Origin of the sequence: Endozoicomonas sp. Mp262 (genome assembly GCF_025643335.1) — a bacterium.
Taxonomy (GTDB): Bacteria; Pseudomonadota; Gammaproteobacteria; order Pseudomonadales; family Endozoicomonadaceae; genus Endonucleibacter.
Map to the genome: position 1 here is coordinate 2,160,466 of NZ_CP092489.1, position 26,266 is coordinate 2,186,731.

The 26,266-nt window shown below is 47.2% G+C and carries 22 protein-coding genes and 1 tRNA gene; 7 read left to right on the forward strand and 16 right to left on the reverse strand.

Annotated elements, in window-relative coordinates; genetic code table 11:
* The first annotated feature begins 102 nt into the window (after positions 1-102).
* Positions 103-1,050: a uridine diphosphate-N-acetylglucosamine-binding protein YvcK gene (yvcK, locus tag MJ595_RS09570; protein WP_263322104.1), complete on the forward strand. Its 948-nt coding sequence runs from the start codon at positions 103-105 to the stop codon at positions 1,048-1,050.
* On the opposite strand, the gene MJ595_RS09575 is transcribed toward yvcK, so the two are convergent.
* The 10 genes from MJ595_RS09575 to MJ595_RS09620 form a co-directional block, all read right to left on the reverse strand.
* Complete coding sequence (locus tag MJ595_RS09575) at positions 1,013-3,064, reverse strand: EAL domain-containing protein (RefSeq protein WP_263322105.1); 2,052 nt, start codon at positions 3,062-3,064, stop codon at positions 1,013-1,015. The two genes, yvcK and MJ595_RS09575, sit on opposite strands and share 38 nt — an antisense overlap.
* A gap of 242 nt (positions 3,065-3,306) precedes the next feature.
* On the reverse strand, positions 3,307-4,056 hold the full coding sequence (locus MJ595_RS09580) for a transporter substrate-binding domain-containing protein (RefSeq protein WP_263322106.1): 750 nt from the start codon (positions 4,054-4,056) through the stop codon (positions 3,307-3,309).
* Positions 4,057-4,166: 110 nt separating this feature from the next.
* Positions 4,167-4,838, reverse strand: coding sequence for a YdcF family protein (locus MJ595_RS09585; RefSeq protein ID WP_263322107.1), 672 nt, complete (start codon positions 4,836-4,838; stop codon positions 4,167-4,169).
* A 150-nt stretch (positions 4,839-4,988) separates the two neighbouring features.
* On the reverse strand, positions 4,989-6,152 hold the full coding sequence (locus tag MJ595_RS09590) for a hypothetical protein (RefSeq protein ID WP_263322108.1): 1,164 nt from the start codon (positions 6,150-6,152) through the stop codon (positions 4,989-4,991).
* Between the two features lie 109 nt (positions 6,153-6,261).
* Positions 6,262-7,350 (reverse strand): tRNA (uridine(54)-C5)-methyltransferase TrmA, encoded by a 1,089-nt coding sequence (trmA, locus tag MJ595_RS09595; RefSeq protein WP_263322109.1) that lies wholly within the window; start codon positions 7,348-7,350, stop codon positions 6,262-6,264.
* Between the two features lie 108 nt (positions 7,351-7,458).
* Positions 7,459-8,751 (reverse strand): NCS2 family permease, encoded by a 1,293-nt coding sequence (locus MJ595_RS09600; RefSeq protein WP_263322110.1) that lies wholly within the window; start codon positions 8,749-8,751, stop codon positions 7,459-7,461.
* Positions 8,752-8,942: 191 nt separating this feature from the next.
* Positions 8,943-9,917 (reverse strand): GIY-YIG nuclease family protein, encoded by a 975-nt coding sequence (locus tag MJ595_RS09605; protein WP_263322111.1) that lies wholly within the window; start codon positions 9,915-9,917, stop codon positions 8,943-8,945.
* A gap of 126 nt (positions 9,918-10,043) precedes the next feature.
* The gene (gene rimI / locus MJ595_RS09610) at positions 10,044-10,505 is read right to left on the reverse strand and encodes a ribosomal protein S18-alanine N-acetyltransferase (RefSeq protein ID WP_263322112.1); all 462 of its coding nucleotides are present in this window, start codon (positions 10,503-10,505) and stop codon (positions 10,044-10,046) included.
* A gap of 21 nt (positions 10,506-10,526) precedes the next feature.
* Positions 10,527-11,375: a hypothetical protein gene (locus MJ595_RS09615; RefSeq protein ID WP_263322113.1), complete on the reverse strand. Its 849-nt coding sequence runs from the start codon at positions 11,373-11,375 to the stop codon at positions 10,527-10,529.
* Positions 11,376-11,380: 5 nt separating this feature from the next.
* Positions 11,381-12,928 (reverse strand): 2-isopropylmalate synthase, encoded by a 1,548-nt coding sequence (locus MJ595_RS09620; RefSeq protein WP_263322114.1) that lies wholly within the window; start codon positions 12,926-12,928, stop codon positions 11,381-11,383.
* A gap of 255 nt (positions 12,929-13,183) precedes the next feature.
* Here MJ595_RS09620 and MJ595_RS09625 point away from each other — a divergent pair, with 255 nt between their 5' ends.
* Complete coding sequence (locus MJ595_RS09625) at positions 13,184-13,762, forward strand: YajG family lipoprotein (RefSeq protein WP_263322115.1); 579 nt, start codon at positions 13,184-13,186, stop codon at positions 13,760-13,762.
* Here MJ595_RS09625 and hemH read toward each other — a convergent pair.
* The 5 genes from hemH to hemA all read right to left on the reverse strand — a co-directional run bounded on the left by hemH (position 13,731) and on the right by hemA (position 19,794).
* On the reverse strand, positions 13,731-14,786 hold the full coding sequence (hemH, locus tag MJ595_RS09630) for a ferrochelatase (protein WP_263322116.1): 1,056 nt from the start codon (positions 14,784-14,786) through the stop codon (positions 13,731-13,733). The two genes, MJ595_RS09625 and hemH, sit on opposite strands and share 32 nt — an antisense overlap.
* 217 nt (positions 14,787-15,003) lie before the next feature.
* Positions 15,004-16,221: a Na+/H+ antiporter NhaA gene (gene nhaA, locus MJ595_RS09635; protein WP_263322117.1), complete on the reverse strand. Its 1,218-nt coding sequence runs from the start codon at positions 16,219-16,221 to the stop codon at positions 15,004-15,006.
* Between the two features lie 242 nt (positions 16,222-16,463).
* A complete protein-coding gene (gene prmC / locus MJ595_RS09640; RefSeq protein WP_263322118.1) occupies positions 16,464-17,318 on the reverse strand; it encodes a peptide chain release factor N(5)-glutamine methyltransferase in 855 nt (284 codons plus the stop codon).
* Positions 17,318-18,409, reverse strand: coding sequence for a peptide chain release factor 1 (prfA, locus tag MJ595_RS09645; protein ID WP_263322119.1), 1,092 nt, complete (start codon positions 18,407-18,409; stop codon positions 17,318-17,320). Before prfA ends, prmC begins: the two co-directional genes overlap by 1 nt.
* A gap of 116 nt (positions 18,410-18,525) precedes the next feature.
* Entirely contained in the window at positions 18,526-19,794 is a 1,269-nt protein-coding gene (gene hemA, locus MJ595_RS09650) for a glutamyl-tRNA reductase (RefSeq protein WP_263322120.1), read from the reverse strand.
* Positions 19,795-20,192: 398 nt separating this feature from the next.
* Here hemA and MJ595_RS09655 point away from each other — a divergent pair, with 398 nt between their 5' ends.
* The 5 genes from MJ595_RS09655 (at position 20,193) to MJ595_RS09675 (ending at position 24,742) form a co-directional block, all read left to right on the forward strand.
* Positions 20,193-21,920, forward strand: a complete 1,728-nt coding sequence (locus tag MJ595_RS09655) for a tetratricopeptide repeat protein (protein ID WP_263322121.1) — start codon at positions 20,193-20,195, stop codon at positions 21,918-21,920.
* Positions 21,921-21,938: 18 nt separating this feature from the next.
* Positions 21,939-22,652, forward strand: coding sequence for a lipoprotein insertase outer membrane protein LolB (gene lolB, locus MJ595_RS09660; protein WP_263322122.1), 714 nt, complete (start codon positions 21,939-21,941; stop codon positions 22,650-22,652).
* Positions 22,653-22,682: 30 nt separating this feature from the next.
* Positions 22,683-23,540 (forward strand): 4-(cytidine 5'-diphospho)-2-C-methyl-D-erythritol kinase, encoded by an 858-nt coding sequence (ispE, locus tag MJ595_RS09665; protein ID WP_263322123.1) that lies wholly within the window; start codon positions 22,683-22,685, stop codon positions 23,538-23,540.
* Positions 23,541-23,626: 86 nt separating this feature from the next.
* Positions 23,627-23,701, forward strand: a tRNA-Gln gene (locus MJ595_RS09670).
* Positions 23,702-23,800: 99 nt separating this feature from the next.
* Positions 23,801-24,742: a ribose-phosphate pyrophosphokinase gene (locus MJ595_RS09675; protein ID WP_263322124.1), complete on the forward strand. Its 942-nt coding sequence runs from the start codon at positions 23,801-23,803 to the stop codon at positions 24,740-24,742.
* A gap of 53 nt (positions 24,743-24,795) precedes the next feature.
* Here the strand turns inward: MJ595_RS09675 and MJ595_RS09680 are convergent, their stop codons facing one another.
* On the reverse strand, positions 24,796-26,151 hold the full coding sequence (locus MJ595_RS09680) for a serpin family protein (RefSeq protein ID WP_263322125.1): 1,356 nt from the start codon (positions 26,149-26,151) through the stop codon (positions 24,796-24,798).
* Between the last annotated feature and the right edge of the window lie 115 nt (positions 26,152-26,266).

Below are 26,266 nucleotides of genomic sequence, written 5' to 3' on the forward strand. Positions count from 1 at the left end.
CTCCGTCAGGTACCGCTATATTTTCTGATTTCACTTGACTGGACACTGATGGTTTGAGACTTTCGCTGAACGGGTGTTACTCCTTATTTTTAAATATTGAACATGAATACAGTTGAAGCGCTATACAAGTGTCAGGGTGTTGTAGCCATTGGTGGAGGTCATGGGCTTGGACGGGTGGTGGCCAGTCTTGGTTTTCTGGGTCATCGTATGACTGGAATAGTTGCCACCACTGATGATGGAGGGTCAACAGGTCGCCTAAGAAAAGCCAGTGGATGTATTGCCTGGGGAGATCTGAGAAATTGCCTTAACCAGTTATGTTCTGATAGTCCTAACCTGGCAAGGATACTGTTTGAATACCGCTTTCGTGATAGCGGTGAGTTAAGTGATCATAATCTGGGTAATCTAATCTTATTAGCAATGGATCAGATGTGTGTGAGGCCCATGGATGCCATTAACTTGATTAGGCAAATGCTTCAGGTTGACGTACAACTGATTCCCATGTCTGAACAGCCTGCCAGTCTGGCAGGTTTTATCAAGGGTGAGCAGGTTGTTGGCGAAACCCTCATTGATTGTTTATCAGAACGTCCTGAACGATTAATGCTGTTGCCAGCTATTCAGCCAACCCATGAAGCGGTTGCCGCCATTGAAAATGCTGACTTGATCATTCTTGGGCCGGGCAGTTTTATGACCAGTGTATTGCCAGCTTTATTAATGGAAGATATTGCGGAAGCTATAGCTGATAGCAAGGCTTTAACGGTATTTGTCGGGAATATTAATCCGGAACAGTCTTCAGTAAAAACAATGGAAATAGAGGAAAAACTGTCATGGATGGAGGAAATGACCGGGGTTTATCCTGATGTTTTATTGTGGCCGGAAGAGAGAAGTCTGGAGGGAGAATTAAATTGTTCCGTTTACAGACAAGCTTTAGCCGATCATTTTCAGCCAGGAGTTCATAGCCGGGAAGCTTTGCGACAGGCTCTGGATGGTCTGATGCTGAAATATGGGGCTATGGTTAAGAAAAGGGCGGAGGATTTTTTATGTACTCAATAAAGTCTGTTTCGGACATGGGTTTGCCATAGTAATAGCCCTGCCCTTCACCGCACCCGTGGCCTGCCAGATAGTCTTCCTGTGCCTTGGTTTCAACACCTTCAGCCAGCACTGATATTTTAAAGCTGCTTCCCAGCTGGATGATGGCATCAACAATAACCGCATTCTCTGTGTTATTGGGTAGTCCTTCCACAAAGGATTTATCAATTTTAATTTTGTCGAAGGGGAACTGTTTAAGGTAACTGAGGGATGAGTAGCCTGTACCAAAATCATCCAGTGCCAGTGTCACTCCGATTTGCTTAATCTTTTTTAGTTGTTCTGCGGATAACTCGAAATCTTCCAGAATAAATGTTTCTGTGACTTCTATTTCCAGGCTTTCTGGTGAGATCTGATATTTTTCCAGCAGGTATGAGATGTGTTCTGCTATTTGTTTGTCCCTGAGCTGGACGGCGGATAGGTTAATCGCTATACGCAAATTGTTGTAACCGGCCAGGTTCCATTCATGCAGCTTATGACAGGCTGTTTCTAAGACCCAGTTTCCAATGGGAATAATATCAAGATTATTTTCTGCCATTGGAATAAAGGTGTTTGGTGAAATAAGGCCTTTTTCAGGGTGCTTCCATCTTAGCAGGGCCTCTGCTCCGATAACCTGATGATTTCTGAAGTCCACCTGTGGTTGGTAAACCAGGCTAAACTCATGGTTTTCAAGGGCCTGATGAAGATCCATTTCCAGCTTTTTCCGTTGACGGGTTTCAGAATCTATGGTGGCAATATAAAACTGGTAGCGGTTATGGCTCCGGGATTTAGCCATGATCATTGCAAATTCAGCCTGTTGTAACAGCCTGTCTACAGAGTTTCCGTCATTCGGGTATAGAGTGATGCCTATAGTGGCACTGATGGTTATTTGTTCAAAGTTGACCTCAAAGGGAGCGGATAAGAGCTTAAGCAGCTCCTGTGCGTACTCCGCAGCTTCATAGGGTTGTTCCAGCTTTGACACAATGATTGCAAACTGGTCTTCACCCAGTCGCCCAATATAGGCTTTTTGACTGAGATGATGTCTTAGCCTGTCTGAAAGAGAAACCAGAATATGCTCTGCCACATTAAAATTAAATTGGGCATTGAGGGACTTGAAATCATCCAGTCCAAGGCAGATAACGGCAATATTCTCCCTGTTGTCTTTGGACTGTTTCAGTAAGCGTGATAGATGTTTTTGTAAAGCTTTCCGATTAGGCAGGCGTGTCAGGTGATCGTAATGGGATAGCCGTATGATTTGTACTTCAGCCTTCTGCCGCAAGTTAAAGTTCCGTTCGACATTCGCTAATAACTGGTTGGCAGTCTTGACCCAAAGCCCCAGCTCATTGTGTTCATGACCTTTGGGAGTGGAAAGTTGATTCTTACCTGGGTGTTCGGGGTTAATTTGTGACAAGTGATAAATTACTTTATTCAAAGGTCCCGTCAAGGCAGCGGCATAGATCAGGTACAGTAGAACAGCCATTAAGATAGCACTGGCTATACTGGATAAGATGATGACAATAGAGCGCTGGATAAAGCCATTACCATCGTAGGCGGTATCAATTGTCAGTAACAGGGAACCATAGGTTTCGTGATAGGGTTCCTCTTTATAGAGAGGGGTTTCATAGCTTCTTGAAGGAGACAGGATAAAATCAGATAGGTGCGAACTCCGGGGGCTGTCTGACTGACGTTCAACTGTAGCCAGTACCTGCTCATTCACCAGCTTGATACTGGCTGTATGCACTTCTTGTAAAGCCAGTAAACCCAGTAATATTTCCTCTCCCATCTTTGAGTCAAGGCGAAAGGCAGCTCTGGTTGCAGGTTCTTTCATCATGGCCAGAATCTGTTTGGCCTTTATATCAATTTTTTTATCAGATTGACGGGCATCCAGAACTATTTGTGTGATACTGAAAAAAAGTCCAAGGGTGAGCGCTGCCAGAATGACTTTTTTTAGCAGTTTTTTTGCCAGGCTGTGTTGAACCCGAGGGCTTTTGGAACTATCCATGATAAATAGATGTAATTGCTTCAGAACCTGTTTGCTGGTTAGGTGGCATCTGAATGTGTTAGACCTGCCCGTAAAAAAGTAGTGTATATGGATTAAATATAGGAATTTATAAAGGTGGTGTTTGAGAAAATGCGATTTATTTATTAGTTTTCAGGTTTTTTCTGGTATTTTGTATAATTATTTGTCAATGATAGGTTTTTTTTGATTATTCTAAATAAAAGTCATGGAGTTGACGGTTTTTGTTATTGTTTTTTTGAGAAGTTATTTTTAATTTTTTCAATAATGCCTTCTTGTTTTAAATTTAAAAGAATTTCGTTTATTTTTTTTCCAGTGGTTTCTTTCTCTTTATTAAACATAAATGTGATTGGGACACAATCAAAATGATTTTTTGACTCGAAGGAGTTGAATTGTTTTTGTTTTAGCAGGTAATTAGCTGCAAGTTCATCCATAAATGCCAGTTCTGATCGGCCATGCTTTAGCATATGCAGTACACCTTCTTCATCATTACCACTGATACGTTGGATTTTATTGCTATCAAAGTAATCGGTGTAACTGGGAAATGTAAAGCCCTGTACCGTTCCGACCTTTTTGCCTATGAGGTCTTTAGGGCTTTCTACATGGAAGGGTTTGTCTTTTAAAAAGACCATTATTTCACAGTGCCGGGTAAATGGCTCTGTAAAATACACCTTATCTTTGACGGATTGTCGCCAGGCAGGAGATGTCCAGGCCTCCAGGTCAAGCTTGCCTTCGGCAACGTGTTGAATCAGGCGATTGAAAGGATAAAGTTTTCGTTCAAACAGGAAATGACTTCGCTCTGATATGGCGGCAAGTGTTTGTTCTATAATGCCTTCTCGCTCATCATGCCAAAATAAAGGGGGGTAATCTTCTGGAAAAAAACCAACGGTTATTGTTTTATGGGTATCAGGTTCTGAATTGGCCGGGCTCGATAATGCAATTAATAAAATGATTGAAAGAAGGTGGAGTGAATGCATAATGATTTCTCTAAATAATTTATGATGACCAAACCTTTCAAAAAACGTATCCGGTTGATTTAAGCTAACCTCCAATATTTGTTTTTGTGGTTTGGGAAACCCGTGGCCTCTCAGGTTGGGGGTGTTACACCGATATTAATAAGCGGTTCACTTTGATATTGAGGCTCATTATGAAATAAGTGTAGCTCTAATACAGCCAATACTCTTGCCAATACCTCCCGGCCTCTATTAGTAAGATCGGTTTTAAACCCATCACCTGCACTAAATGCTATGGCGTTAATATTTTGACGATGAGCAATATAGAGTGCCCGGTTATTGAGATAACCCTGGGAGATAATGGTGAAATGATCAAGACTAAAAATAGCCTGGGCACGGATGATGGAATCAATGGTTCTTAGTCCCCCGTCATCCTTATACATATTCTGTTCAGGAATACCCATTTGGATTAAGTCACTTCTAATGGTGGAAGGTTCGTCATAATAGGGTGAGCTGTTATCACCGCTGATTAAAATGTATTCAATCTTTCCGGCGTTAAATAATTTTTTTGCGGCTTTCAGCCTGAGTCTGTAATGATCATTTATGCCGCCTGCCCTTGAGTACTTGCTGGTACCCAGCAGCAGTCCCACCTGATTATAGGGAATACTTTGCACATCAGAATATTGCAGTTGGTTCGTGGCAGATGTCACCAGGATATTTGCCAGGATGATGAATAATAACAGGCCGACAAAAAATACGGCTAGTAACCCTGTTACAACTTTTATGCGGGTTAGCCTGAGTCCCATCAGGTACTCCCTGTCTGTGAAAAATTTTATTTAAAGTAAAACATAATATCTATTTGAACAAAAGCTAGCCAGGGGATTTCTTCAACGATGGACTCGAAAGCTTGCCTTACCACGAATCCATCAAGTTGCGGATCTCTGACCGGGTACGCTTTAATGCCGCTGCTCCCTGATTATTTCAGAAAGCCTGTGGGTTATCATCGCTGAGGGGTGGGCGGGCATTCCAAGGTGGTGTCCGGGGGATGTATTCGCCCTTTTGTTTATTGCTGATTTTATGGCTGCTGCCGTTTCCCTGGGTGTGAAGGTTCTGTCTGCAAGGCCGCCTTCAATAAGAAAGTTGCTGTAGCCCTGAGCTGCGATATAAATCACAGGCTTTCCTTTGTACAGTGCCTGGGCACCTACGGTGGACTTATGGGTGGCAATGGCCAGAGCCAGTTTGCTGGCTGAGGCTGTATTGGCTACCTCTTTTGGAATCAGTCTGACATTCTTGCTACCAAATGCATTGATAATCCGGGATTCAAGCTGGCCGGAATATTTGGGGTGATGGGTGACTAAAAAGGTAATGTCGGGCAATTGCTTCGTGGCTTCCATAAAAACTCGAAAGCTCTGTTCGTAGCCATCATCGTAGCCTCCAGCAAACAGTACTACAGGGTCGTTGGGGTTCAAGCCAAGTTCGCGCCTTAATTTTGTTTCGTTAGTGTTTTTGTAAATTTCGTCCCATGATTCCAGTGCCGGTTGCCCAGTAACAATAATTCTGGCTTGGTTGGCTAGTGCGATTCCTGCAAAGCTTTGGCTCGTGGGAACGCTCGGAACATGGAACTCATCGGGGTGATGGATTTCTTCCAGGAAGGGGGTCAGGTAAGGCTGGCGCAAGGGACTGTCAAAATTATCGTAAAAGGCGATGGAATAGCTGCCCTGCTTTTTAAATGCATTTGCCAGTTGCGCCTGGGCTGTGCTTGCCATACCGGTATAGACAATAAAAGGAGAAATTGACCGGGTGATCGCTTTAATTGTTTCAGGGGAGAGCGGGGTCTTTCTATTTTCTTTTAAGGTGACTTCATCTACAGGTGGAATTGAAAGCTTTCTGGGATGACTGGCAAATATTTCAGCAGCACGGCCAATGGCCAGTATGTTGTAGGAAATGCCCTTTGCTATCAGGGTGGACTCCAGTGGTTTGAACGCGTTGCTTTCCCCCTGGTCATAGGCAATAAACACCACATCAACAGAGGGCTGTTGAAGCCTGGTTGTTGTGCAGGATGTTATTAGAAATACCAACACAATCAGCTTGGTAATCGTGAACCAGGTTTGTCTATGCATTCTTACCTCTGGAGGAACAGGGCTATGTTGAGTGCATAACCCTAGTGATGCCCCGAACAGGGTTTAACATTGTTTAAAATAGACTGTTTGAGGTGATATGCCAGAGAGCTTATGACTTTCTTCTCAGGTAAACCCCCATTTCAGCATGATGGGTATAGGGAAATTGATCAAACAGGGCAATGCGTTCAATACGGTGGGTTTCACAAATGCTATCCAGATTGGCTTTTAATGTTTCTGGATTACAGGAGATATAGAGAATTTTCTCAAACCGCTTTACCAGTGCTTCTGTGCCCTTATCAAGCCCTGCCCGGGGTGGGTCAACGAAGACAGTAGAAAAATCATAGGATGGCAGGTCAATATCACTTAAGCGACGGAAAATGCGTTCGCCATTCATAGCCTGGGTTAACTCTTCACTGGATAAACGGGCGATTTCCACATTGTTTATACCATTGAGCTGAAAGTTTTCCCTGGCGGAATGAACCGATGTTTTTGATATTTCAGTGGCCAATACTTTTTGAAAATGTCTGGCCAGCACGCAGGTAAAGTTGCCATTACCACAGTAAAGCTCTAACAGGTCACCCTGACTCTCCTGGCTACACTGGCTGGCCCAGGTCAGCATCTTTTCGTTAACCCCGGCATTGGGCTGGGTAAAGCTGTTTTCCACCTGCTGGTATTGGTACTGTCGGCCTTCCACTGTGAGGGTTTCGGTAACATAGTCTTGGGTAAGCACCTGCTTTTGCTTGCGAGACCGTCCGATAATGGTGATGCTGAATTGGCTTTGCAGGTTCCGGGCTGCAATTTCCCACTGTTCATTGAGTGCTTTATGGTAGATCAGGGAAATGAGCGCCTGCCCTGACTGGGTGGTTAAAAATTCTATTTGAAAAAGCCGGTGCCTGAGGATGTGTTGTTGGCTAATGGCGGCCATCAGGGCTGGCATTAATTCACAGATGCGGGTCGAACCTGCGGGAAACTCTGTGACTTCAAATGGTGCTTTAGTCTCTGGGTTGAACATTCTGTAGTAGCTGCGATCATCATCATGCCACACACTAAACTCGGCCCGCATTCGGTAGTGCTTGGGAGCTGAGCTGAACACTTCAAGTTCCGGAATGTCAAAGGAGGAAAACTCTGCCTTAATTAGATGAGACTTATCATCAAGTTGCTGTTCATAGACCTCGGGGTTCACTACTGCTAAAGACATATTGTATTACCGCAATAACCCCATGCCTTATGCCACCAGAATATCCGGGTTAAGGTACGGGGTTATAAAACCATTAAAAAAGGTGGGTATTATGTGCCCTAACCTTTGTTAATTGAAGATGGCAAGTTTAACTACAAACAGGGCGGATAGCACATATAGGGCAGAATTCAGGTCTTTATAACGGCCACTTAACAGCTTAATAAGGGTATAGGAAATAAAGCCGAAAGCGATACCTGTGGTAATAGAGTAGCTTAGGGGCATTGATATGGCTGCGATAACAACAGGGGCTGCTTCGGTAATATCATCCCAGTGGATTTGCACCAGACTGTGGGTCATCAGGACGGTAACAAATATCAGTGCTGGTGCTGTAGCGTAAGCTGGAACAACACCTGCCAGTGGTGAGAAAAACAGACAGGCCAGAAATAACAGGGCAACAACAACGGCAGTAAGGCCGGTGCGGCCGCCAGCAGCAATACCGGCGGTGCTTTCAACATAGCTGGTGGTTGTTGATGTTCCAAGTCCTGCCCCGGCCATGGAAGCAATACTATCTGCCATCAGGGCTTGGCCAAGGCGGGGAAACTGACCATCCTTATCCAGTAAATTTGCTTTTTGGGCAACAGCGATAAGAGTCCCTGAGGTATCGAAGAGATCGACGAAAAGAAAAGAAAAAATAATACTGATCAGCCCGACTTCCATGGCTCCAGCCAAATCCAGCTGCATGAATGTCGGAGCAATGCTGGGTGGCATGGAGATAATACCATTCAGTTCTACGTGGCCTGTGATAATGCTGATCAGGGTAATGGCGAGAATGCCGATCATGACGGAACCGGTGATATTACGGAAGTAAAGGGCAACAATAATAATGAAGCCCAGGGCAGTCATCAGGGCGTTCCAGGAAGACATATCTCCCAGTGTTACCAGGGTGTCGGGGCTATCAATAATAATGCCGGCGTTTTGCAGGGCGGTAAAACCGAGAAATAAACCAATTCCCGCGGCAATCCCACCCCGAAGGGAGAGCGGGATGCTATTGATAATCCATTCCCTGATTTTGAAGACACTGAGCAGAAAGAAGCAAAGCCCTGAGAAGAAGACGGCACCCAGGGCAACCTGCCAGCTGTATCCCATTTGACCCACAACGGTAAAACTGAAGAACGCATTCAGTCCCATTCCTGGCGCGAGAGCGATGGGGTAATTGGCGTACAGTCCCATAATCAGGCAGCCTACCGCTGCCGCAAGGCAAGTGGCAACAAAGACTGCACCCTGATCCATTCCCGTACTGGCCAGCATGCCGGGATTGACGAAAATGATATAAGCCATGGTCAGGAAAGTGGTGATACCGGCCATCACTTCTGTTTTGATGTCAGTATTATGTTCTTTCAATTTGAATAGCTGTTCAATCATTTTGCTATGACCGGAATTTGGAAAAGCTGCTAAATATATATAAAAAATTTTTTTTTTAAAGCTTGTAGATATACATATATAGGTCTACATACCAAACTCATTAGGCGTGGTTTAGGAAGGATGCGTTCCCATTCAGTATGGGAACGAGCTTTTACAGGGGTTTAAGAGGGGGGGAGGGTCAGGACGGCTTTTTAGGCGGCAGCAGCGAGGGAAATATTTTGTAAGGTGCTTACCCTGGCTTCCAGTTCTGCCAGCAAGGCTGCCAGTTGTTGTTTTTCCTTCATTTGAATATCTGTTGTTTTACTGGCCCTTGCCTTTCTGCTTCGCTCGATAGCATCGCGGATACGTTGCTCTTTAGGGTCAAGGGTTATAATTTTTTCAGGTTGAGGTACTTTTGCCTGTTGTTGTACGGACTCAGGTTGTTTCTGTTTGGGTTCTTCCCTTATAAAATTAAGTTCAGCGGCGCTTGAGGTGTCTCCGGCGATGGCGGCATCTGCGGCTGCCTGTATGGCTGCCAGCTGTGCAGTGATGTCGTCTCCCAAATTAATGTCACTCATTTGTACGACGGCATTAGCCTGTGAGCCACTGACGGGTTGCTCTTTTTCCCCTGTGTTTTCTTGCTCTGTGGATTGCTGCAGTTCATTGGCTGTTTCACCCATTTGAGAAAACAGTGATTTGATTGCTGTAGATACAGCCGGTTTTAAACTGCTTTGATTGGCTTCCTTTTTGCTGTTAGTAGTGTCTGTTTTTTTATCGTCCTGGCTGGTGTAGCTGGCGGCAGCCATATCTTCACTGGGATCGTTATCAGACAGTTCGGCAAACAGGGTAGCGAGTTCCTTTTCAATGCTGGATTTACGTTGCCTGGCTTTCTTTTTAGGCTGTATTTTTACCGTACTGGTTTTATAGCCTTTAAGGCTCCTGGCGCCAAAGGTTTCCAGTGCTTCCTGTTCGAGTATAGCCAGCTCACTGCGATCATCGGTGCAATCCCACTCTTCTACAACAAAGTTGTCAGCACCCTGGGTTCTGATTTCCCTATATAGGGGGTAATCCATATTTTGCTCAGCGGCAGAGACCATCTTTTCCCATTGACTTTCCAGGTCATTGCGAGTGCTGCCTACATAAACCTGAGCTGTGACTTTATTTGTGACTGTGAAGATAATCAACACTAATGGACCTTTCTGCAGAGGAAAACAGGCGCGCAATTATACCTCTGGAGACGGGTATGTGTAGGGGGATTCGCTTCAGTATTTATCGAGTTTTTTGCCGTATAATACCGGTTACACTTCTTAACTTTAGTATTCCTGATAGGCATCCAGGTCAAGAGCCATCACAATGGCGTCTTCCCGTTTTTCTTTAGCGGGGTAATAGTCCTTGCGACGGCCTACTTCATTGAATCCTTCATTCAGGTATAGCTGAAATGCCTTCTCGTTAGAGTCCCTTACCTCAAGGAATAGCGTTGAAGCACTTTGAGCGGCGGCTTCCTCTATCAAATGGCGTAACAGGGCTTTGCCTATCCCCTGCCCCTGGTAGCTTTTATCAATAGAAAGGATAAGCAGGTGTGATTCGTCCATGATGGTCATGATAACACCGTGTCCAATTATCTCGCCCTTTTTCAGTGCCACCTTACAACAGTGGCCGGATTTCAGGCTATCCTGGAAATGTTGTGTATTCCAGGGGTAGGGGCCTGCTGATTTTTCCAGTCTGGAAATACAGGGCAGGTCTGCTGTGGTCATGGATCTAAAGGAAAGCATCATGTCATGTCAATGTGGCAGGGGTTATGGGTGGTCAATGGCAAGTTTCAGGTCTTGCCAGGTTTCCGGTTTTAAGCCGGGGATTTTCATCAGTTCATTCAGACTGTGGCTGACAATCATTTTGGGTTGGCCCGGTTGTTGTTCGTGAAACCCTTTCAGCTCTTCAAAAGACCTGTTCGGATCAATAACAAAACGGGCAGCGGCCTGACCAAGCAGTAATACAGTGTGCTGCCGGTTTAAACCAAACTGATTGTTCAAGAAGGCTTTTACTGCATCCGCAGCGGTGCCATCATCCTGATGTATCTGCCCAAGAAGCCCCTGATGGGGAAGTCGGGTCTGCAGGGGCCAGGTGAATTCCTGGGCGGTGTTGTGTACGGGTAGGGTCATTCCCAGCGCTTTTAGCAGGTCTTTCAGTAGCCGATGGTGAAACCGGGTAAATTGGCTCATGCCGGTATAGGGCATCTCTGCAACAACCAGGTTATCCTGGTTTACAGGTATGATCACCAGGCGAAATTTGCTGGAAAGCTGTGCAGGACGACCTTTTCCAACAGTGAGCCGGGTGTTTTTCCCTGAGGTGGGTAATGGCTGATCTGGCCTATTATCCAGTTGTACCTGGCCGAGAATTTTGGCAGCCGTCAAATTCTGACGTTTGGGTACTGCATCCGGGACAGGTTGGCTGGGTAGAGCGGGTGCTTCAGGAATAGCTGAAGTACCCGCAGGTTCAGCTGCCCCAGATTTAGGGAGTGGGTGCTCCAACCAGTCAAATGTGCGCGGAGGCTTGGCATTGGGCACTGGCCTGCGGGGGAACCATGTCTGGATCCCCATTGCATCAAGGTAAGCTTGGCGGGTTTGCTCCCGAGTCCTGGCCTGCATATGGCTTAAACGGTACCTGTTTGAGGGTGGGTTTTTCTGGGCCGGTGATCCAGAAGGTTAAGGGCATTGATATAGGCCTTGGCTGAGGCAATCACAATGTCGGTATCTGCACCGGAACCGTTGACTATTCTACCATCTTTTTCCAGCCTTACACTGACGTCTCCCTGAGAGTCGGTGCCACTGGTAATGGCGTTAACATTATAAAGTGTTAACTGTGCCCTGGAATCAACAATTTTTTCTATGGCCTTGAATACCGCGTCAACGGGGCCATCACCCTCGCTGGTCACTGCCGTTTCCTTACCGTTGATGGATACCACCAATTTAGCTTTCGGAGTCATGCTGGTACTGGAACCGGCCTCCAGCATGACCAGGCTGTATTTTTCTTCCAGTTGCTGGTTTCTAACATCACTGGCAAGTGCCTGGAGGTCATCATCGAAGATTTCCGTTTTTTTATCGGCCAGGGACTTAAAGTGAGCAAAGGCGGTGTTGAGTTCTTCAGCATCCCGGAATGTAATACCCAACTCTTCCATTCGGGTTCTGAAAGCATGACGACCCGAGAGTTTACCCAGTATCAGCCGGTTTGTATTCCAGCCAACATCCTCTGCTTTCATTATTTCATAGGTTTCACGAAATTTGATGATTCCATCCTGATGAATGCCCGACTCATGGGCAAAGGCATTGGCACCAACAATAGCCTTATTGGGCTGGATAGGAAAGCCGGTAACACCGGAGACCAGTTTGGATGTGGGGACTATTTGAAGCGTATTGATATTAGTGGTGAGGTTAAGGCTATCCTTGCGTGTCCGGATGGCCATGACCAGCTCTTCCAGGGAGGCATTACCGGCCCGCTCCCCTAATCCATTAATGGTGCACTCTATCTGTCTGGCACCATTAACCACAGCGGCTAATGAATTAGCCACAGCAAGGCCCAGGTCGTTATGGCAGTGAACGGAAAAAATAGCCTTGTCAGCATTGGGTATTTTCTCCAGCAGCGTTTTGATGGTTTCTCCAAATTGATGGGGTAGGGCATAGCCAACGGTATCTGGAATATTGATGGTGGTTGCCCCGGCATTGATGGCGGCTTCAATAATACGACAAAGAAAGTCTATATCGGAGCGGCCAGCATCTTCGCAGGAAAACTCAACATCATCGATAAGGTTGCGGGCATGGCGAACGGCTAGAGTGGCACGCTCTATGACCTGCTCAGGTGTCATACACAACTTGTGCTGCATGTGGATAGGAGAAGTGGCAATAAATGTATGGATTCGTCCGCTATTGGCCTGCCTGAGCGCCTTTGCTGCCTGGTCTATATCTTGTTCAAGGGCTCTGGAAAGGCTGCAGACAGTACTGTCTTTTATGGTACTGGCAATGGTTTGTATCGCTTCGAAATCCCCTGGGCTGGCCATTGCGAAACCGGCCTCAATAACATCAACTTTTAGTTTTTCCAGTGCTTTGGCGATTCTGAGTTTTTCATCATGAGTCATTGCAGCACCAGGACTTTGTTCACCGTCTCGCAAGGTGGTGTCAAAAATGATGACCTTCTGGTTATCCATGTTTTTCTCTTTTAGTTATATTGTTTGTATTTTTTATTCAGGCTGTAGTTAGAGCGCGATTTTTTCAGGGAAGTAGTCGTAGGAGAGTGGCAATATAAAAGTCAGTGGAAGAGTATTTATTCGACGATGTGATTGAGATTATGGGGGCAGCAGTGGCCGTCTTCCGCTTCATTGGATTTAATATTATGTCTTTTGGTTATAATTAAATTGATACTATATAGCCAGCTCTTTTTACTGGCAAGATGGAGTACAGGCATGCGAATAACTTGGGCTTTTTTTTGGCTGCTAACGGTTTTATTGGCAGGGTGTGCCCTGAGTCCGCAGGAAATTGAAGTCTCACCGAAGCTAACGGTTCCGGCAGCAGCCCGAAATCTTTCAGGCACTGTCCGGGTAAGTGTGATAGATGGGCGGGATAGTAAAACCTTAGGGGCTAGAGGTGGTGTTTATTCTGATACCAACCCAATAATCACGGATCAGGATTTTGAGTTATCTGTACGTGCAGCCGTTGAGCTGGCTCTGAGACAAATGGGGCTGGTGGTTACGGATGCCGCAGAAGTACCCCTGGTTCAGGTCTATATTGATAAGCTGACTTATCAGGTGCCTGATGGTTCTTATGTTACCAGCGTTAACCTTGAAGCTGCCACCAAAATTGTTGTTGAGGCTAATGGGCAGCGTTTTGAGGGTTATTATACCAGTATGCTGGATGAGAAAGTGATGAAAGCACCCTCGGATAGTCATAATACCAAACTGGTTAATAGAACCCTTTCGGATGTATTAGGAAAGGCTTTGGCAGATCCCGGGCTTAGGTCTTTCCTGGAGGGTTTAAGAGATTAGGGAGTGTTTCTGTTGGCTGGGACAGCCAGTATGAAAGAAGTTTTACCCAGGACGGGTGCTCATTAAGACAGGGAATAAGCTCCAGTGATTCTCCTCCTGCCTCTATAAATGTCTGTTTGGCGGCTATACCGATTTCCTCAAGGGTTTCCAGGCAGTCAGAAACAAAAGAGGGGCAAATCACCAGAACTTTTTTTGCGCCCTGCCGGGCCAGTTTTTTAAGGACATCTGTGGTATTAGGTTCCAGCCATTTTGCCCGCCCAAGGCGGGACTGGAAGGCAACGGTGTATTTATCCACAGGAATATCGGCCTGATCCACAAAGCAGGTGGCAGTTCGATAGACCTGATGACGGTAGCAAGTCTTATGAGCCACGGATGTTTTGTTACAACAGTTGTTTTTTTTCAGGCAATGCTGACCGGTGGTGTCATCTTTAAGGATATGCCTGATTGGAACACCGTGGAAGCTGAATACCAGATGGTCATACTCCTGCTCAAGCCAGGAAAAGGATGACTCGATCAATGCCTGAATGTAACGATCATGGTCATAAAATTCCGGATAGATATGAAGGGAAACAGAGAGATTGTTTTTCCTGATAATGTTTTTTGCACGCTTTGAGACAGTCTTTACCGTAGACATTGCGTAGTGTGGGTAAAGGGGGAATAACAACACCTCTTTTATATCTGGCCGACTGGTGAGTTTCAGGATAGCCTCTTCCATATCGGGTTGACCATAGCGCATGGCTAGCTCTATGGGAAAATTCAGCTGTTCCCTGAGTTTTGCGGTGAGCCGTTTGCTATGACATATCAGGGGTGAGCCTTCATCAGTCCATATCGACTGATAGGCCTTGGCAGAGCGGGCAGGCCTGAATGGCAGGACAAATAAACTGACAATAAGACGTCGCAATAGCCATGGCAGGTCAATGACATTCTCATCCATCAAGAACTCGTTGAGGTATTGCCTGACGTCAGGGGCTGTAGGGCTATCGGGAGAACCCAGGTTGACCAGAAGAATGCCGCGGCCTGTCATTTCAGCTCTTTTTCGCTAGGTTTATGGAATGCTGTAATGAGCGAGTATAGCCAAGTCGTTTTAAATCTTCTATTAGTTTGATGATTTAGGGTAAATACATAGGCTGCTTCGATTATTCACTAGTAGTGTCGCCTGTTCTGCAAGGGAGAGATCTCTGCTGAATAATGCAGGAAGGCCCTGGTTTTGACCGGGGCGCTTCCGGGTGAAAAAAGCAGGTTTACGCGTGGCTGGTTTTTGTAAATACAGCCTTTTCCTTTGGCAGATTTTTTTTCTGGCCTGTCATATAGAGCACAAAATAACCCACAACCGCAGACAGGATAGAGCCAGCCAAAATTCCCATGCGGTCTGAGATCATATAGGAAGGATCTACATCAGCAAATGCCAGGGAACCAATAAAGAGACTCATGGTAAAGCCTATACCGCAAAGTATTGAGAGGCCATACATATGTTGCCAGCTGGCTTGGTTCGGAAGTTTGGCGAGTCCCGTTTTAACGGCTACCCAGCAGAAACTGAAGACACCGATCTGCTTACCAAGGAAGAGTCCTGCCAGAATACCCAGGGGGATGGGGTCAGACAGCGTTTTAAGCTGTTCCAGGTTAATCTCTATACCGGCATTGGCAAAGGCAAACAGGGGTAAAATGAAAAAGTGAACCTTGCCATGGAGGTGGTGTTCCAGAGCCCGCAGTGGTGACCGCCCTTTGCGATCCGTCAGCTTTAGGGGGATAGTGAAGGCAATCAGTACGCCAGCCAGTGTTGCATGCACACCGGATTTCAGAACGCATACCCATAGCAGGGTGCCCACAAAGAGGTAGGCGCTTAACCGGGTGACTTTTCGTATATTGAATATAATCAGTACGCTAAGGAGAAAGGTTGCCATGACTATCGAAGAAATGGACAGATCTGATGTGTAAAAAATAGCGATAATGATGATGGCACCCAAATCATCAATAATGGCCAGGGCTAACAGGAAAACCTTGAGAGAAGCGGGTACCCGCTTGCCAAGCAGGGCCAGAACACCTACAGCAAAGGCAATATCTGTTGCAGCGGGAATAGCCCACCCCTGAATACCAATAGGGTTATCGAAGTTCAGGGCTGTGTAGAGCAGTGCCGGAACAACCATACCGCCTATTGCCGCGATACCAGGCAGAACCACCTGGGAAGGAGTGCTCAGGTCACCCCCCATAACTTCCCGCTTGACCTCAAGGCCGATTAGCAGAAAAAACAGGGCCATCAGGCCGTCATTGATCCAGAGGAGGGCGGGTTTATTGATATCCAGTGAACCCACAGCAACCTGGATAGGCATTTCCAGTAGCAGGTCATAATATTGGGACAGTGAGGTATTGGCGGCGATTTTGGCCATGACTGCGGCGATGATCAGTAAAACGCCGATGGCATAGTCTTGGTGCAGGAACCGTTGCAGCCGTCGTGCAAGCATGAACTCTCCAGAGGGTTGGTTAATGTTCGAGGGGGTATAATCTGTAAAGGATGGAGGGTACATGTCAGGATGAAGGCTGGCACTAGGTATGTTTACCTATCACGGCTGAGGTCGTTCGCTGGCTCCTGAGGATATGACAAAAGTCTGAAATAGATCCAATGTCGTCATCCTGTACAGGGATGATGACGGAGAAAATTCAGATTTTCGCGATACCCTCAGGACGCTGTGAACGAAAGGGGTTATCAACCCATCAATTGCCCCATGGTAACCCGGTCATGGCCAGCTAAATCCTGCTTTGTTACAACTTCAATATACCCCTGGCCAGTCATCAGTTCTGCCACTGCCTGACCCTGGTCATAACCATGCTCAATCAGCAGCCAGCCACCGGGGGGCAAATGGTTTCTGGAATCGCAGACAATCTGTCGTATATCCTCCAGACCATCTTTTCCAGAGGCAAGGGCTGAACGAGGTTCAAAACGAACATCGCCCTGAGTCAGGTGATGGTCGTCCTCCCTGATATAGGGAGGGTTCGTGACAATCATGTCCAGCTTTTTGTCAGCCAGTGGTTGACACCAGCTGCCGGCAAGAAATGAGACATTGTTGATATGATTGAAACGGGCATTTTCCTGGGCAGTGGCGAGTGCGCCATGACTTTGATCAACGGCAAGCACTTGCCAGTCCGGTTTTTCACCGGCCAGGGCCAGGGCGATGGCGCCGCTGCCAGTACCCAGGTCAGCAATGACAGCATTCTGTCTCAGCTGTCTGGATAATGCCAGCTCCACAATCAACTCGGTATCAGGACGGGGAATCAGCACCTGGTCATTGACCTTAAGGGTCAAACTCCAGAATTCCCTGGTGCCGGTGAGATAGGCAACAGGTATACCGGTTGCCCGTTGCTCAACAAGTTTCCGGAATGCTATCTGGTCTGAGGTGCCGAGTTCTTTTTCTGGCCAGGTAAACAGATAGCTTCTGGGCTGGCCTATAACGTGGCACAGCAGCAGTTCTGCATCAAGACGATAACCCTCGTCAGTTAACGCAGAGCTGGCTTGAAGGTGGGCTACAGCCTTATTGAGCAGGCTATCAATTCGGCTGCTCATCAGGCGTGTTCTTCAGAAAGGCTGGCCAGTAACTCGGTCTGATGTTCTTGCAGCAGTGGCTGGACAATAGGGTTGAGATCACCTTCGATAATTTCAGGCAGTTTATAAAGTGTCAGGTTAATACGGTGGTCGGTAACGCGTCCCTGGGGGTAGTTATAGGTGCGTATTCGCTCTGAACGGTCTCCGCTGCCCACAAGACTGCGACGAGTGTCGCTTATTTCCCGGGCGGCGGCAGCGTCCTGGGCATCCTGAAGCTTTGCAGACAGCAGCGCCATGGCCTTGGCCTTGTTTTTGTGCTGGGAGCGCTCATCCTGGCATTCCACCACAATGCCTGTGGGCAAGTGGGTGATCCGGATGGCGGAGTCTGTGGTGTTGACGTGCTGGCCTCCGGCACCGGAGGAGCGGTAGGTATCGATGCGCAGGTCTTCTTTGCGAATATCAATGGCTTCCTGCTCATCCGGCTCAGGCATAATGGCAACGGTGCAGGCAGAGGTGTGAATACGTCCCTGGGACTCTGTTTCAGGGACACGCTGAACCCGGTGGGCACCTGATTCAAACTTAAGGCATTGGTAGACGTCATTGCCCACTACCCGGGTAATGATCTCCCTATAACCGCCATGCTCGCCGTCATTGGTGCTGATGACCTCTATTTTCCAGCCTTGCTTTTCGGCATAGCGGGAGTACATACGAAACAGGTCACCTGCAAAAATAGCCGCTTCATCACCACCGGTACCAGCCCTGATTTCCAGGAAGGTATTGCAACTATCCCGGGGGTCTTTTGGCAGAAGCAGAACCTGTAACTGAGCTTCCAGCACCGGAATTTGCTCATCACAAAGCTGTAATTCCTCGGCAGCCATTTCAGCCATTTCCGGATCACCTTCCGATAGCATACTTTGGGCTTCTGTTTTATCCGACAGCACCTGGTCGTAGTCCTGATAAGCTTTTACCACGGGTTCCAGCTCGGAGTATTCCTTGGAAAACTGACGAAATTGATCCTGGTTACTAATAATTTCAGCATCGCTGAGCAGCATGCCCAGCTCTTCAAACCTTTCCCGGAGGGTATCCAGTTTGGCAATAATGGATTCTTTCATGGTGCTCTGTAAAACGTTATCTATAAATCAAGTTGGAAGAGGCGGGGATTTTGCCCGTAAATGAACTGAAAGTCATAACTGTGAGTCTTTAAATATATTCACTGGCTGCCCGGGCTTCAGGGCACCTCCAGGGGGGACTCCCTCAGACCCAGTAACTCTTTTGCCCAGTCAAGGCGCTCTTGCTGCCCGGAGGCAGCCGCTTGCTTTAATTGTATGCTGGGGGAGTGCATCATTTTATTGGTCAGGGTATGGGCCAGCCTGGTGATGACTTCTTCAGGATCTATACCCTGAATGAGTGCCTGCATGGCTCGCTCAACCTCCTGGCGGCGAATTTGCTCACAGTTTTCACGGTAGTTGCGCAGCAGGGTGACAGCATCCAGTGATCGGATTTGGGTCATGAAAGTCAGCAGGCCGGACTCAATAATGCTTTCAGCATGCTCTACCGCACCCTGGCGCTGTTGGAGGTTGTCTTCAATCACATCATGCAAGTCATCCACAGTGTAGAGAAAAATATCCGATAACTCTCCCACTTCCGGTTCAATGTCCCTTGGAACAGCAATATCTACCATAAACATGGGGCGATGCTTTCGGGCTTTTAAGGCTTTTTCTACAGTACCTTTGCCAAGTACCGGAGTCTGGCTGGCTGTGGACGCAATCACAATATCAGCTTCTTTGATAATATGAGGCAAGTCTGAAAGTAATACGGCTGTGCCATTGAATTCATCCGTCAGGATTTGGGCTCGCTCAAGGGTGCGATTGGCAACGATGATGCGTTTCAAACCTTGCCTAAGTAGGTGTCGGGCTACAAGTTGTATGGTTTCCCCTGCGCCTATTAACAAGGCGGTGTTTTCTGACAGGTCGCTGAATATTTGTTTGGCCAGTTGGGTGGCTGCATAAGCCACAGAAACGGGAAGCTTGCCGATAGTGGTCTGGGTGCGAACCTGTTTGGCGGTGGAAAAGCTTTGCTGGAATAAGCGATTGAGCAGTTTGCCTGCGGTGCCTGCTTCCCGGGCTATGGCGTAGGCCGATTTGATCTGGCCGAGAATCTGGGGTTCACCCAGCACCATGGAGTCCAGCCCGCAGGCAACACGCATAATGTGTCTCACGGCTTCCTGCTCGCTGTAAATATAAGCATGCTCTGAAACCTGGGCCGCTTCAGCCTGGTGGTAATGGGTTAACCATTCCAGCACCCGCGCGGGTTCTACACTATTAGCACAATAAAGTTCAGTGCGGTTGCAAGTGGAAAGAATGGCAACTTCTTTGGATCTGATGTATTGCCGGGCATCACGCAGTGCTTCCGGCAGTTGTTCCTGGGAGAAGGCTACCTGTTCTCTCAGGTTGATCGGCGCTGTTTTGTGGTTGATGCCGGTGGTGAGGTACCCCATCAGACTCCCGCTGTTGTCATATATACTACTATTATTCACAAAACTGACTTTGGAAATACAGAAATCATCACTTACAGAGTTGTTATTTAGCCCGGATGTTTATGAAATATCCGGGTTAGGGGCTGTTGACAAACGTCAACAGCCCCTAGTGTAGTTATGCTGCCAGGTAAACTGTATCTTCTGTCCTTGACCGGGTATTAACAGAAACTGAACATAAGTTCCATAGTGTCACCCTATGGTTAACAAACAGGCCTTCCAGCCGATCAATTCTGCAATGGAACGCTTGTAACTGCAAACTCTGTTCGAGTAGACCTGCTGTTATATGTCATCATTGTGTGAGTGGAAATCCAGTGGGCGGTTTTTCTTTCTTATAACTATCAGGCAAGGGCATTGCATCTATGAGAAGGCGTTTATCACTTATTGTGCTGTTGGCGGCTTCGCTGCTTTATGGCTGCTCCGTTCAAACAACCAGGCCTGGCAGCCCTGCTGTTGGAGAGGCAGGATCTGATCCGGAACAAAACTATGCCTCTTTTGAACCTGATACGCTCTACGATTTGATGGTGGCAGAATTGGGAGGGCAAAGACAGCGCTATGATCTTGCCCTGGGTAATTATCTTAAGCAAGCCCATAAAACCCAGGACAAAGGAGTGGCCAAGAGAGCCTACCAGATTGCCAGCTATATCGGGGCAAAACAGGCAGCCCTGGATGCTGCCCTGCTGTGGTCCAGTCTCGATTCTGAAGACCCTATAGCGATTAAGGCCAGTGCCCTTGAATTAATGCACAGCGGTGAAGCGGAAGAAGCCGTTAAGCGGATGGCCCAAACCTTGTCCATGGATCCCGAATCCGATTTTGAACTGATGGCAACTTATGCGGCAGCAGCGAGTGATGGGAATAAGGATCTGCTGCTATCGGCTTTTAGTGGTGAAGCCAAGCGTTTCCCGGATAACCGTTCCCTGCTCCTTGGTAAGGCTATACTGCTCCATCAGATGGGTCGTAATGATGAGGCCCTTGCCCAATGTGACCTGTTAATCAGAAAAGACTCGGAATTTATTAAAGCGCTGATTATCAAGGGACGGATTTTAAACAAGCTGGGTCGTGATGCAGAAGCGGAGAGAATGCTGGCCGATGCCGTCAACAGATACCCTGATCGGGTACGGCTCCGGCTGATTTATGCACGGGTATTGGTGCATGGTAATAAACTGGATCTGGCTCGGGAGCAGTTTGAAGCGTTGTTACAGCTATCCCCCAATGATGGTGAAATTATTTTATCCCTGGGGCTGATCGCTGTGGACAATAATATGGCCGATGAGGCAGAGGGCTATTTTTCCCGCCTGCTGGCATTGGGGCAGAAAAGTAGTACCGCTAATTATTACCTGGGTAAGTTAAGTGAAGGTAAGGGACTTTGGAATAAGGCCCGCCAATATTATATGAGTGTTACCCCTGGCAAGGAATTTGTAATGTCCCGGGTGTCGTTAACCCAGATGCTGGTTAAACAGGGGCAATGGCAGGAAGCTCGAAAACTGTTGGATCAATCCAGAGCCTTATACCCTGCCGGTGCTGAAAGTTTGTACATGCTTGAAGGAGAAATACTGGTTAAGCGTGAAGAGTTTAAGGACGCCCGGGCACTGTTTGATTTGGCAGTGAGTCGGTATCCCAAAAGTATCAACCTGCTTTATTCAAGAGCCATGGTTTTTGAAAAGCTGGATCGAATTAACGAGACAGAAGCTGATTTACGTGAAATCCTGGCGATGCAGCCGGACAATGCCGTAGTATTGAACGCGCTGGGCTATACCCTGGTGGACCGTACCAAACGCCTGGAAGAAGCTGAAGCACTGATTAAGAAAGCGTATAGCCTGAATAAAGAAGATCCAGCCATTATTGATAGCATGGGCTGGCTGCACTATCGCCTGGGCAAGCTTGAATTGGCACAAAAGTATCTTGAAGAGGCTTATAATAAATTTCCTGATGCGGAAGTGGCCGCTCACCTGGGAGAGGTTTACTGGATGCGGGGGGACAAGGACAAGGCCAGGGTGATCTGGAAAACAGCCTTGCAAAGCCAGCCAGGTAGTAAGGTGGTCATAGAAACACGGCAGCGTCTGGAAAAAGGCATCGCTGTGACTCAGTAGATTTAATAGGAGTACCTGGTGCTTGTTTCCTCACTAGTAAAAAGTCCAGCTGGCTATAGCTTACCTAATAACCGGCCGGTGACTTCTTCCTTCTGTGTCATTGGGGCTTGGTGGACACTTTTCCGACTGGGCTTCATCACTATCCTGGTGGTGCTATCTGGCTGTGCGTCCATGCATAGGGATACGGCTCAACTCAGTGATGCAGCAAAGCAACAGCGCTGGCAGGATGTGCAAAAACAGTTGTCCGAGATTCAAAACTGGCAGCTTGTTGGTCGGCTTGGCCTGAAAATACCAGGACGATCCGGCTCGCTGTCGGTAGACTGGTGGCAGCATCCCGAGAGGTTTGCGCTGCTTCTTGACGGCCCTTTTGGTCAGCCTCTGGCTCAGGTTCAGGGAAACCGTCAGGGGGTTATGGCAACTGTTGCCGGTGAAAGCGAACCGGTTATGGGTCCAACACCGGACTATCTGATGAGGCGGATTACCGGGTGGGATCTTCCTGTCAGCCATCTTCGCTATTGGGTTATAGGGCTTCCTGTACCGGGTCTTCAATCAAGGGTTGTTCTCGATGATTCAGGGTACCCAAAGATACTCCACCAAAGTGGCTGGGAAGTGACCTATCTGTCCTTTCGCCAGGAAAAAGATCTCCGTCTGCCATCCCGGCTGCGAGTCAGTGATGGTGATATTCGCTTAACCCTGGCTATTAACCGCTGGAACTTGGAAGGGCATAATTAAGGGCTGTTTTATCACCTGAAAGGAAAAAAGATGTATTCCAGACTGGTACTGCCTGCACCCGCTAAAATTAACCGGTTCCTGCATATTACGGGCAGAAGAGCCGATGGTTACCACAATTTACAAACCCTTTTTCAGTTTCTGGATTACAGTGATTTACTAACCTTTGAAGCCAGTTCTGAACTGGTTCTGGAAACCTCGGTACCTGAACTGGATTCTCCAACCAATCTGATAATCAGGGCTGCAAAATTATTACAACAAGTCAGTGGATGTAATAAAGGCGTTAAAATCACCCTGGATAAACGATTACCCATGGGAGGGGGCGTTGGTGGCGGTAGCTCTGATGCTGCTACCACGCTGGTTGCCTTGAATGTTATCTGGGAGCTGGGGCTTGATGAAAATGAGCTTGCCGCCCTGGGACTTCAGTTGGGTGCCGATGTGCCCGTCTTTGTCAGGGGCAGAAGTGCATTTGCTGAAGGAGTGGGTGAGCAACTGACGCCTATGAGTCCCTCTGAACCCTGGTTCCTGGTTTTAACACCGGATGTACATGTTAATACTATGGCCATGTATCAACATGAAGATTTGACAAGAGATACTCAGCCTATTAAAGTTTTCGCCGCTATAGATCAACAGGGGCGAAATGATTTTGAGCCTCTGGTTCGCCGTCTTTATCCAGAGGTTGAAAAAAGTTTAAACCTGCTTGATAATTTCGGACATTCGAGCACCGGGCCAGCCATGATGAGCGGTTCGGGGGCATGCGTATTCGCGCCTTATGCCAGTAAGGAAGCAGCAGAATCAGTACTGGCGGAACTTGGTTGCAAGGCTAAAGGTTTTGTAGCCTGCGGTATTAATCGCTCACCGCTACAAAGTGCGTTGAGTAGTTACTTATAGCCTTAGGTACTGGAAATCTTGAGTGGTTTTTTTGCTGACAGCGCTGAGTATGTTCAGAATGTGCACGAATTGAGTCATTATTTTACTGGGGTATCGCCAAGCGGTAAGGCAACGGGTTTTGATCCCGTCATGCGGAGGTTCGAATCCTCCTACCCCAGCCATTTTCCTTATTCCCTTCGCATCTTGTTATTTAGCCATGGTCGGTTGCCCGTCCGTGGTTCTGATTATTTCCACCTACGCCCCCTAAAAGGTAATTTCCTGTGTCGAAAATGATGGTGTTCGCCGGTAACTCTAATCCGGATTTGGTGCACAAAGTCGTTAATCAGTTGCATATTCCCCTGGGCAAAGCCTATGTTGGCCGGTTCAGTGATGGAGAGGTCGCGGTTGAAATTCAGGAAAACGTGCGTGGTAGGGATGTTTTTCTTATTCAGTCTACCTGTGTTCCAACCAATGATAATCTGATGGAGCTTCTGGTAATGGCGGATGCCATGAGACGCTCCTCTGCCGTTCGGGTAACTGCCGTGTTGCCTTATTTTGGCTATGCCCGTCAGGATCGTCGCCCCCGTTCTACCCGGGTGCCAATCAGTGCCAAGGTTGTTGCAGATATGATTGCCAGCGTGGGTGTTGACCGTGTGCTGACCGTTGACCTGCATGCGGACCAGATCCAGGGGTTCTTCGATATCCCTGTGGATAATATCTATGGCTCGCCTATTCTGCTTGACGATATTGAACGACAAAACTATGAAGATGCCATTGTTGTATCTCCTGACCATGGTGGTGTAGTTCGTGCCCGTGCAGTGGCCAAGCGCCTGAATACTGATCTGGCGATTATCGACAAGCGTCGTCCTGAAGCCAATAAAACTGAAGTAATGAACATCATCGGTGATGTTTCCGGCCGCACCTGTATTCTGGTTGATGATATGGTGGATACTGCGGGTACGCTTTGTCAGGCAGCCGCTGCCCTGAAGGAGAAAGGCGCAAATAAAGTCTACTCTTATTGCACGCACCCGGTTCTGTCCGGAAGAGCGCTGGAAAATATCGCCAATTCAGAGCTGGATGAACTGGTGGTAACTAACACTATTCCATTAAGCCCTGCTGCCCAGGCTCTGGGCAAGATCCGTCAGCTGGATATGTCGCCGCTGCTGGCTGAATCTGTGCGCCGGATCAGTAATGCTGAGTCTATCAGTGCTATGTTCCAGTGATAGCTATTGAAGAACCTTGAAATGAAAAGGTACCTGAAGAGGGTGCCTTTTTATTACCAGGTCATACTGGGTTGTTCAGGCGTTTTGATAATAGTCGCCTCAAATAAAATGTAGTGGTTTTTTATATGAACGACAAACAGCTTAAACGGATGATTGAATTCAATGGTTTGGGGTTCTATCCTTGCGCAAAAAAGACCGGCGCCCATCATAGTGGCAGCGGCAGCTTGAACACCAACTTCATCCAGCTCCAGAATAGCTCTTTGAATGATTTTGCTAATGATGAATTCGCTGCCCACGCAAGCCTGTGAGGATAAGAGGCTGAAATCAGCGAGACCTGGAGTAAATGCACTGCTTAGTATATTTTCTTTTTGCATTAATGCTTTGATGTCCCACTCAGATTCCACTTTTAATTTTGGAAGTACTACGTTCTTTCGGGGGGTATGAGGGCTGCTGCTGTCGGTCAGGCTCTTTAATGCGCGTAAACAGACACTGCTGCTGTTTGAGAAGCATATTTGGTGGCTACCAGCAGGAGGCATGGCGAGTAATACAGCATATTCATAACCTTCAAAAGGCAGCAGAGCAATATTCCATAGATAGTCTTCATGAGTTAATGTCCTATGCGCCGCATTTTGGTATTTAACTGCTGGGATAGGCGCCTGCGGTAAAGAAGGAGGAATGCCCTGATCGTGGAAATGAAAGTTGGGGGCACTATTCAGTTTTTTGGGCCACTTTGCTTTGAGGAGTACAGTGTTTAAAAGAACAATCTTGGTGGATTCTGGGAGGCGGTCGCTAAGAATGGCTGGTATTTTATTAGCAGTAGCCTCTTTAACCCAGTTGTTCAGTCTTTCTTTGAAGGCTAGTGAGTGTAATTCTGTAATTTTTTCCAGTTGGCCAAAACAGTTAGATGATGCTGAATGACCAAGAGCAAGCTTCAGGTCACTAAGATAGTCTTCCTCAAATTCAAACCCATTGGATTGGTCAATAAAAATACCATTGGTTACTTTCACAATTCCCGATGAGGTAATGTTCTTGGTTGCTACCGCAAAGCCAAAAAGTATTTTTTTAAGGTCTTCGGGGCTTGCCATGGCTGACGTAGATCTAAAAAACAGCTGGGAAAACTCATTATTCGTTGAACCTTGCGTTCCCCGGCTGATCATTACAAGAGGGGATAGCAGACTAAAGGGGGAGTAAATGTGATTTGCTTCAGACTTTGATTGGAAGGTTGGTTGTGTCATTGCTGCACTTAAATGGCTGGTCATTGGTCCTGTGATTTGGTTTGCGATATCCAGCCATTTTTGTTGGGTTAAATCAGGATCATCAGGGTAAGACAAATTAGTAAAGGCTAGTATTGCAACAGTTGTATTAATAAGGGCTATGCTTTTAAGTTTGGTAAGCTTTGGGGTTTTCATTGTTACTGCTCGCTTGTGTGGATAGGGCGAGAGCCGCTGAACTTATGATGAAATCTCCTGTGAATATAGCAAAGCTTGTGAGTTAAGCACTTTTTAAATTGTCAAGGGAATGGTT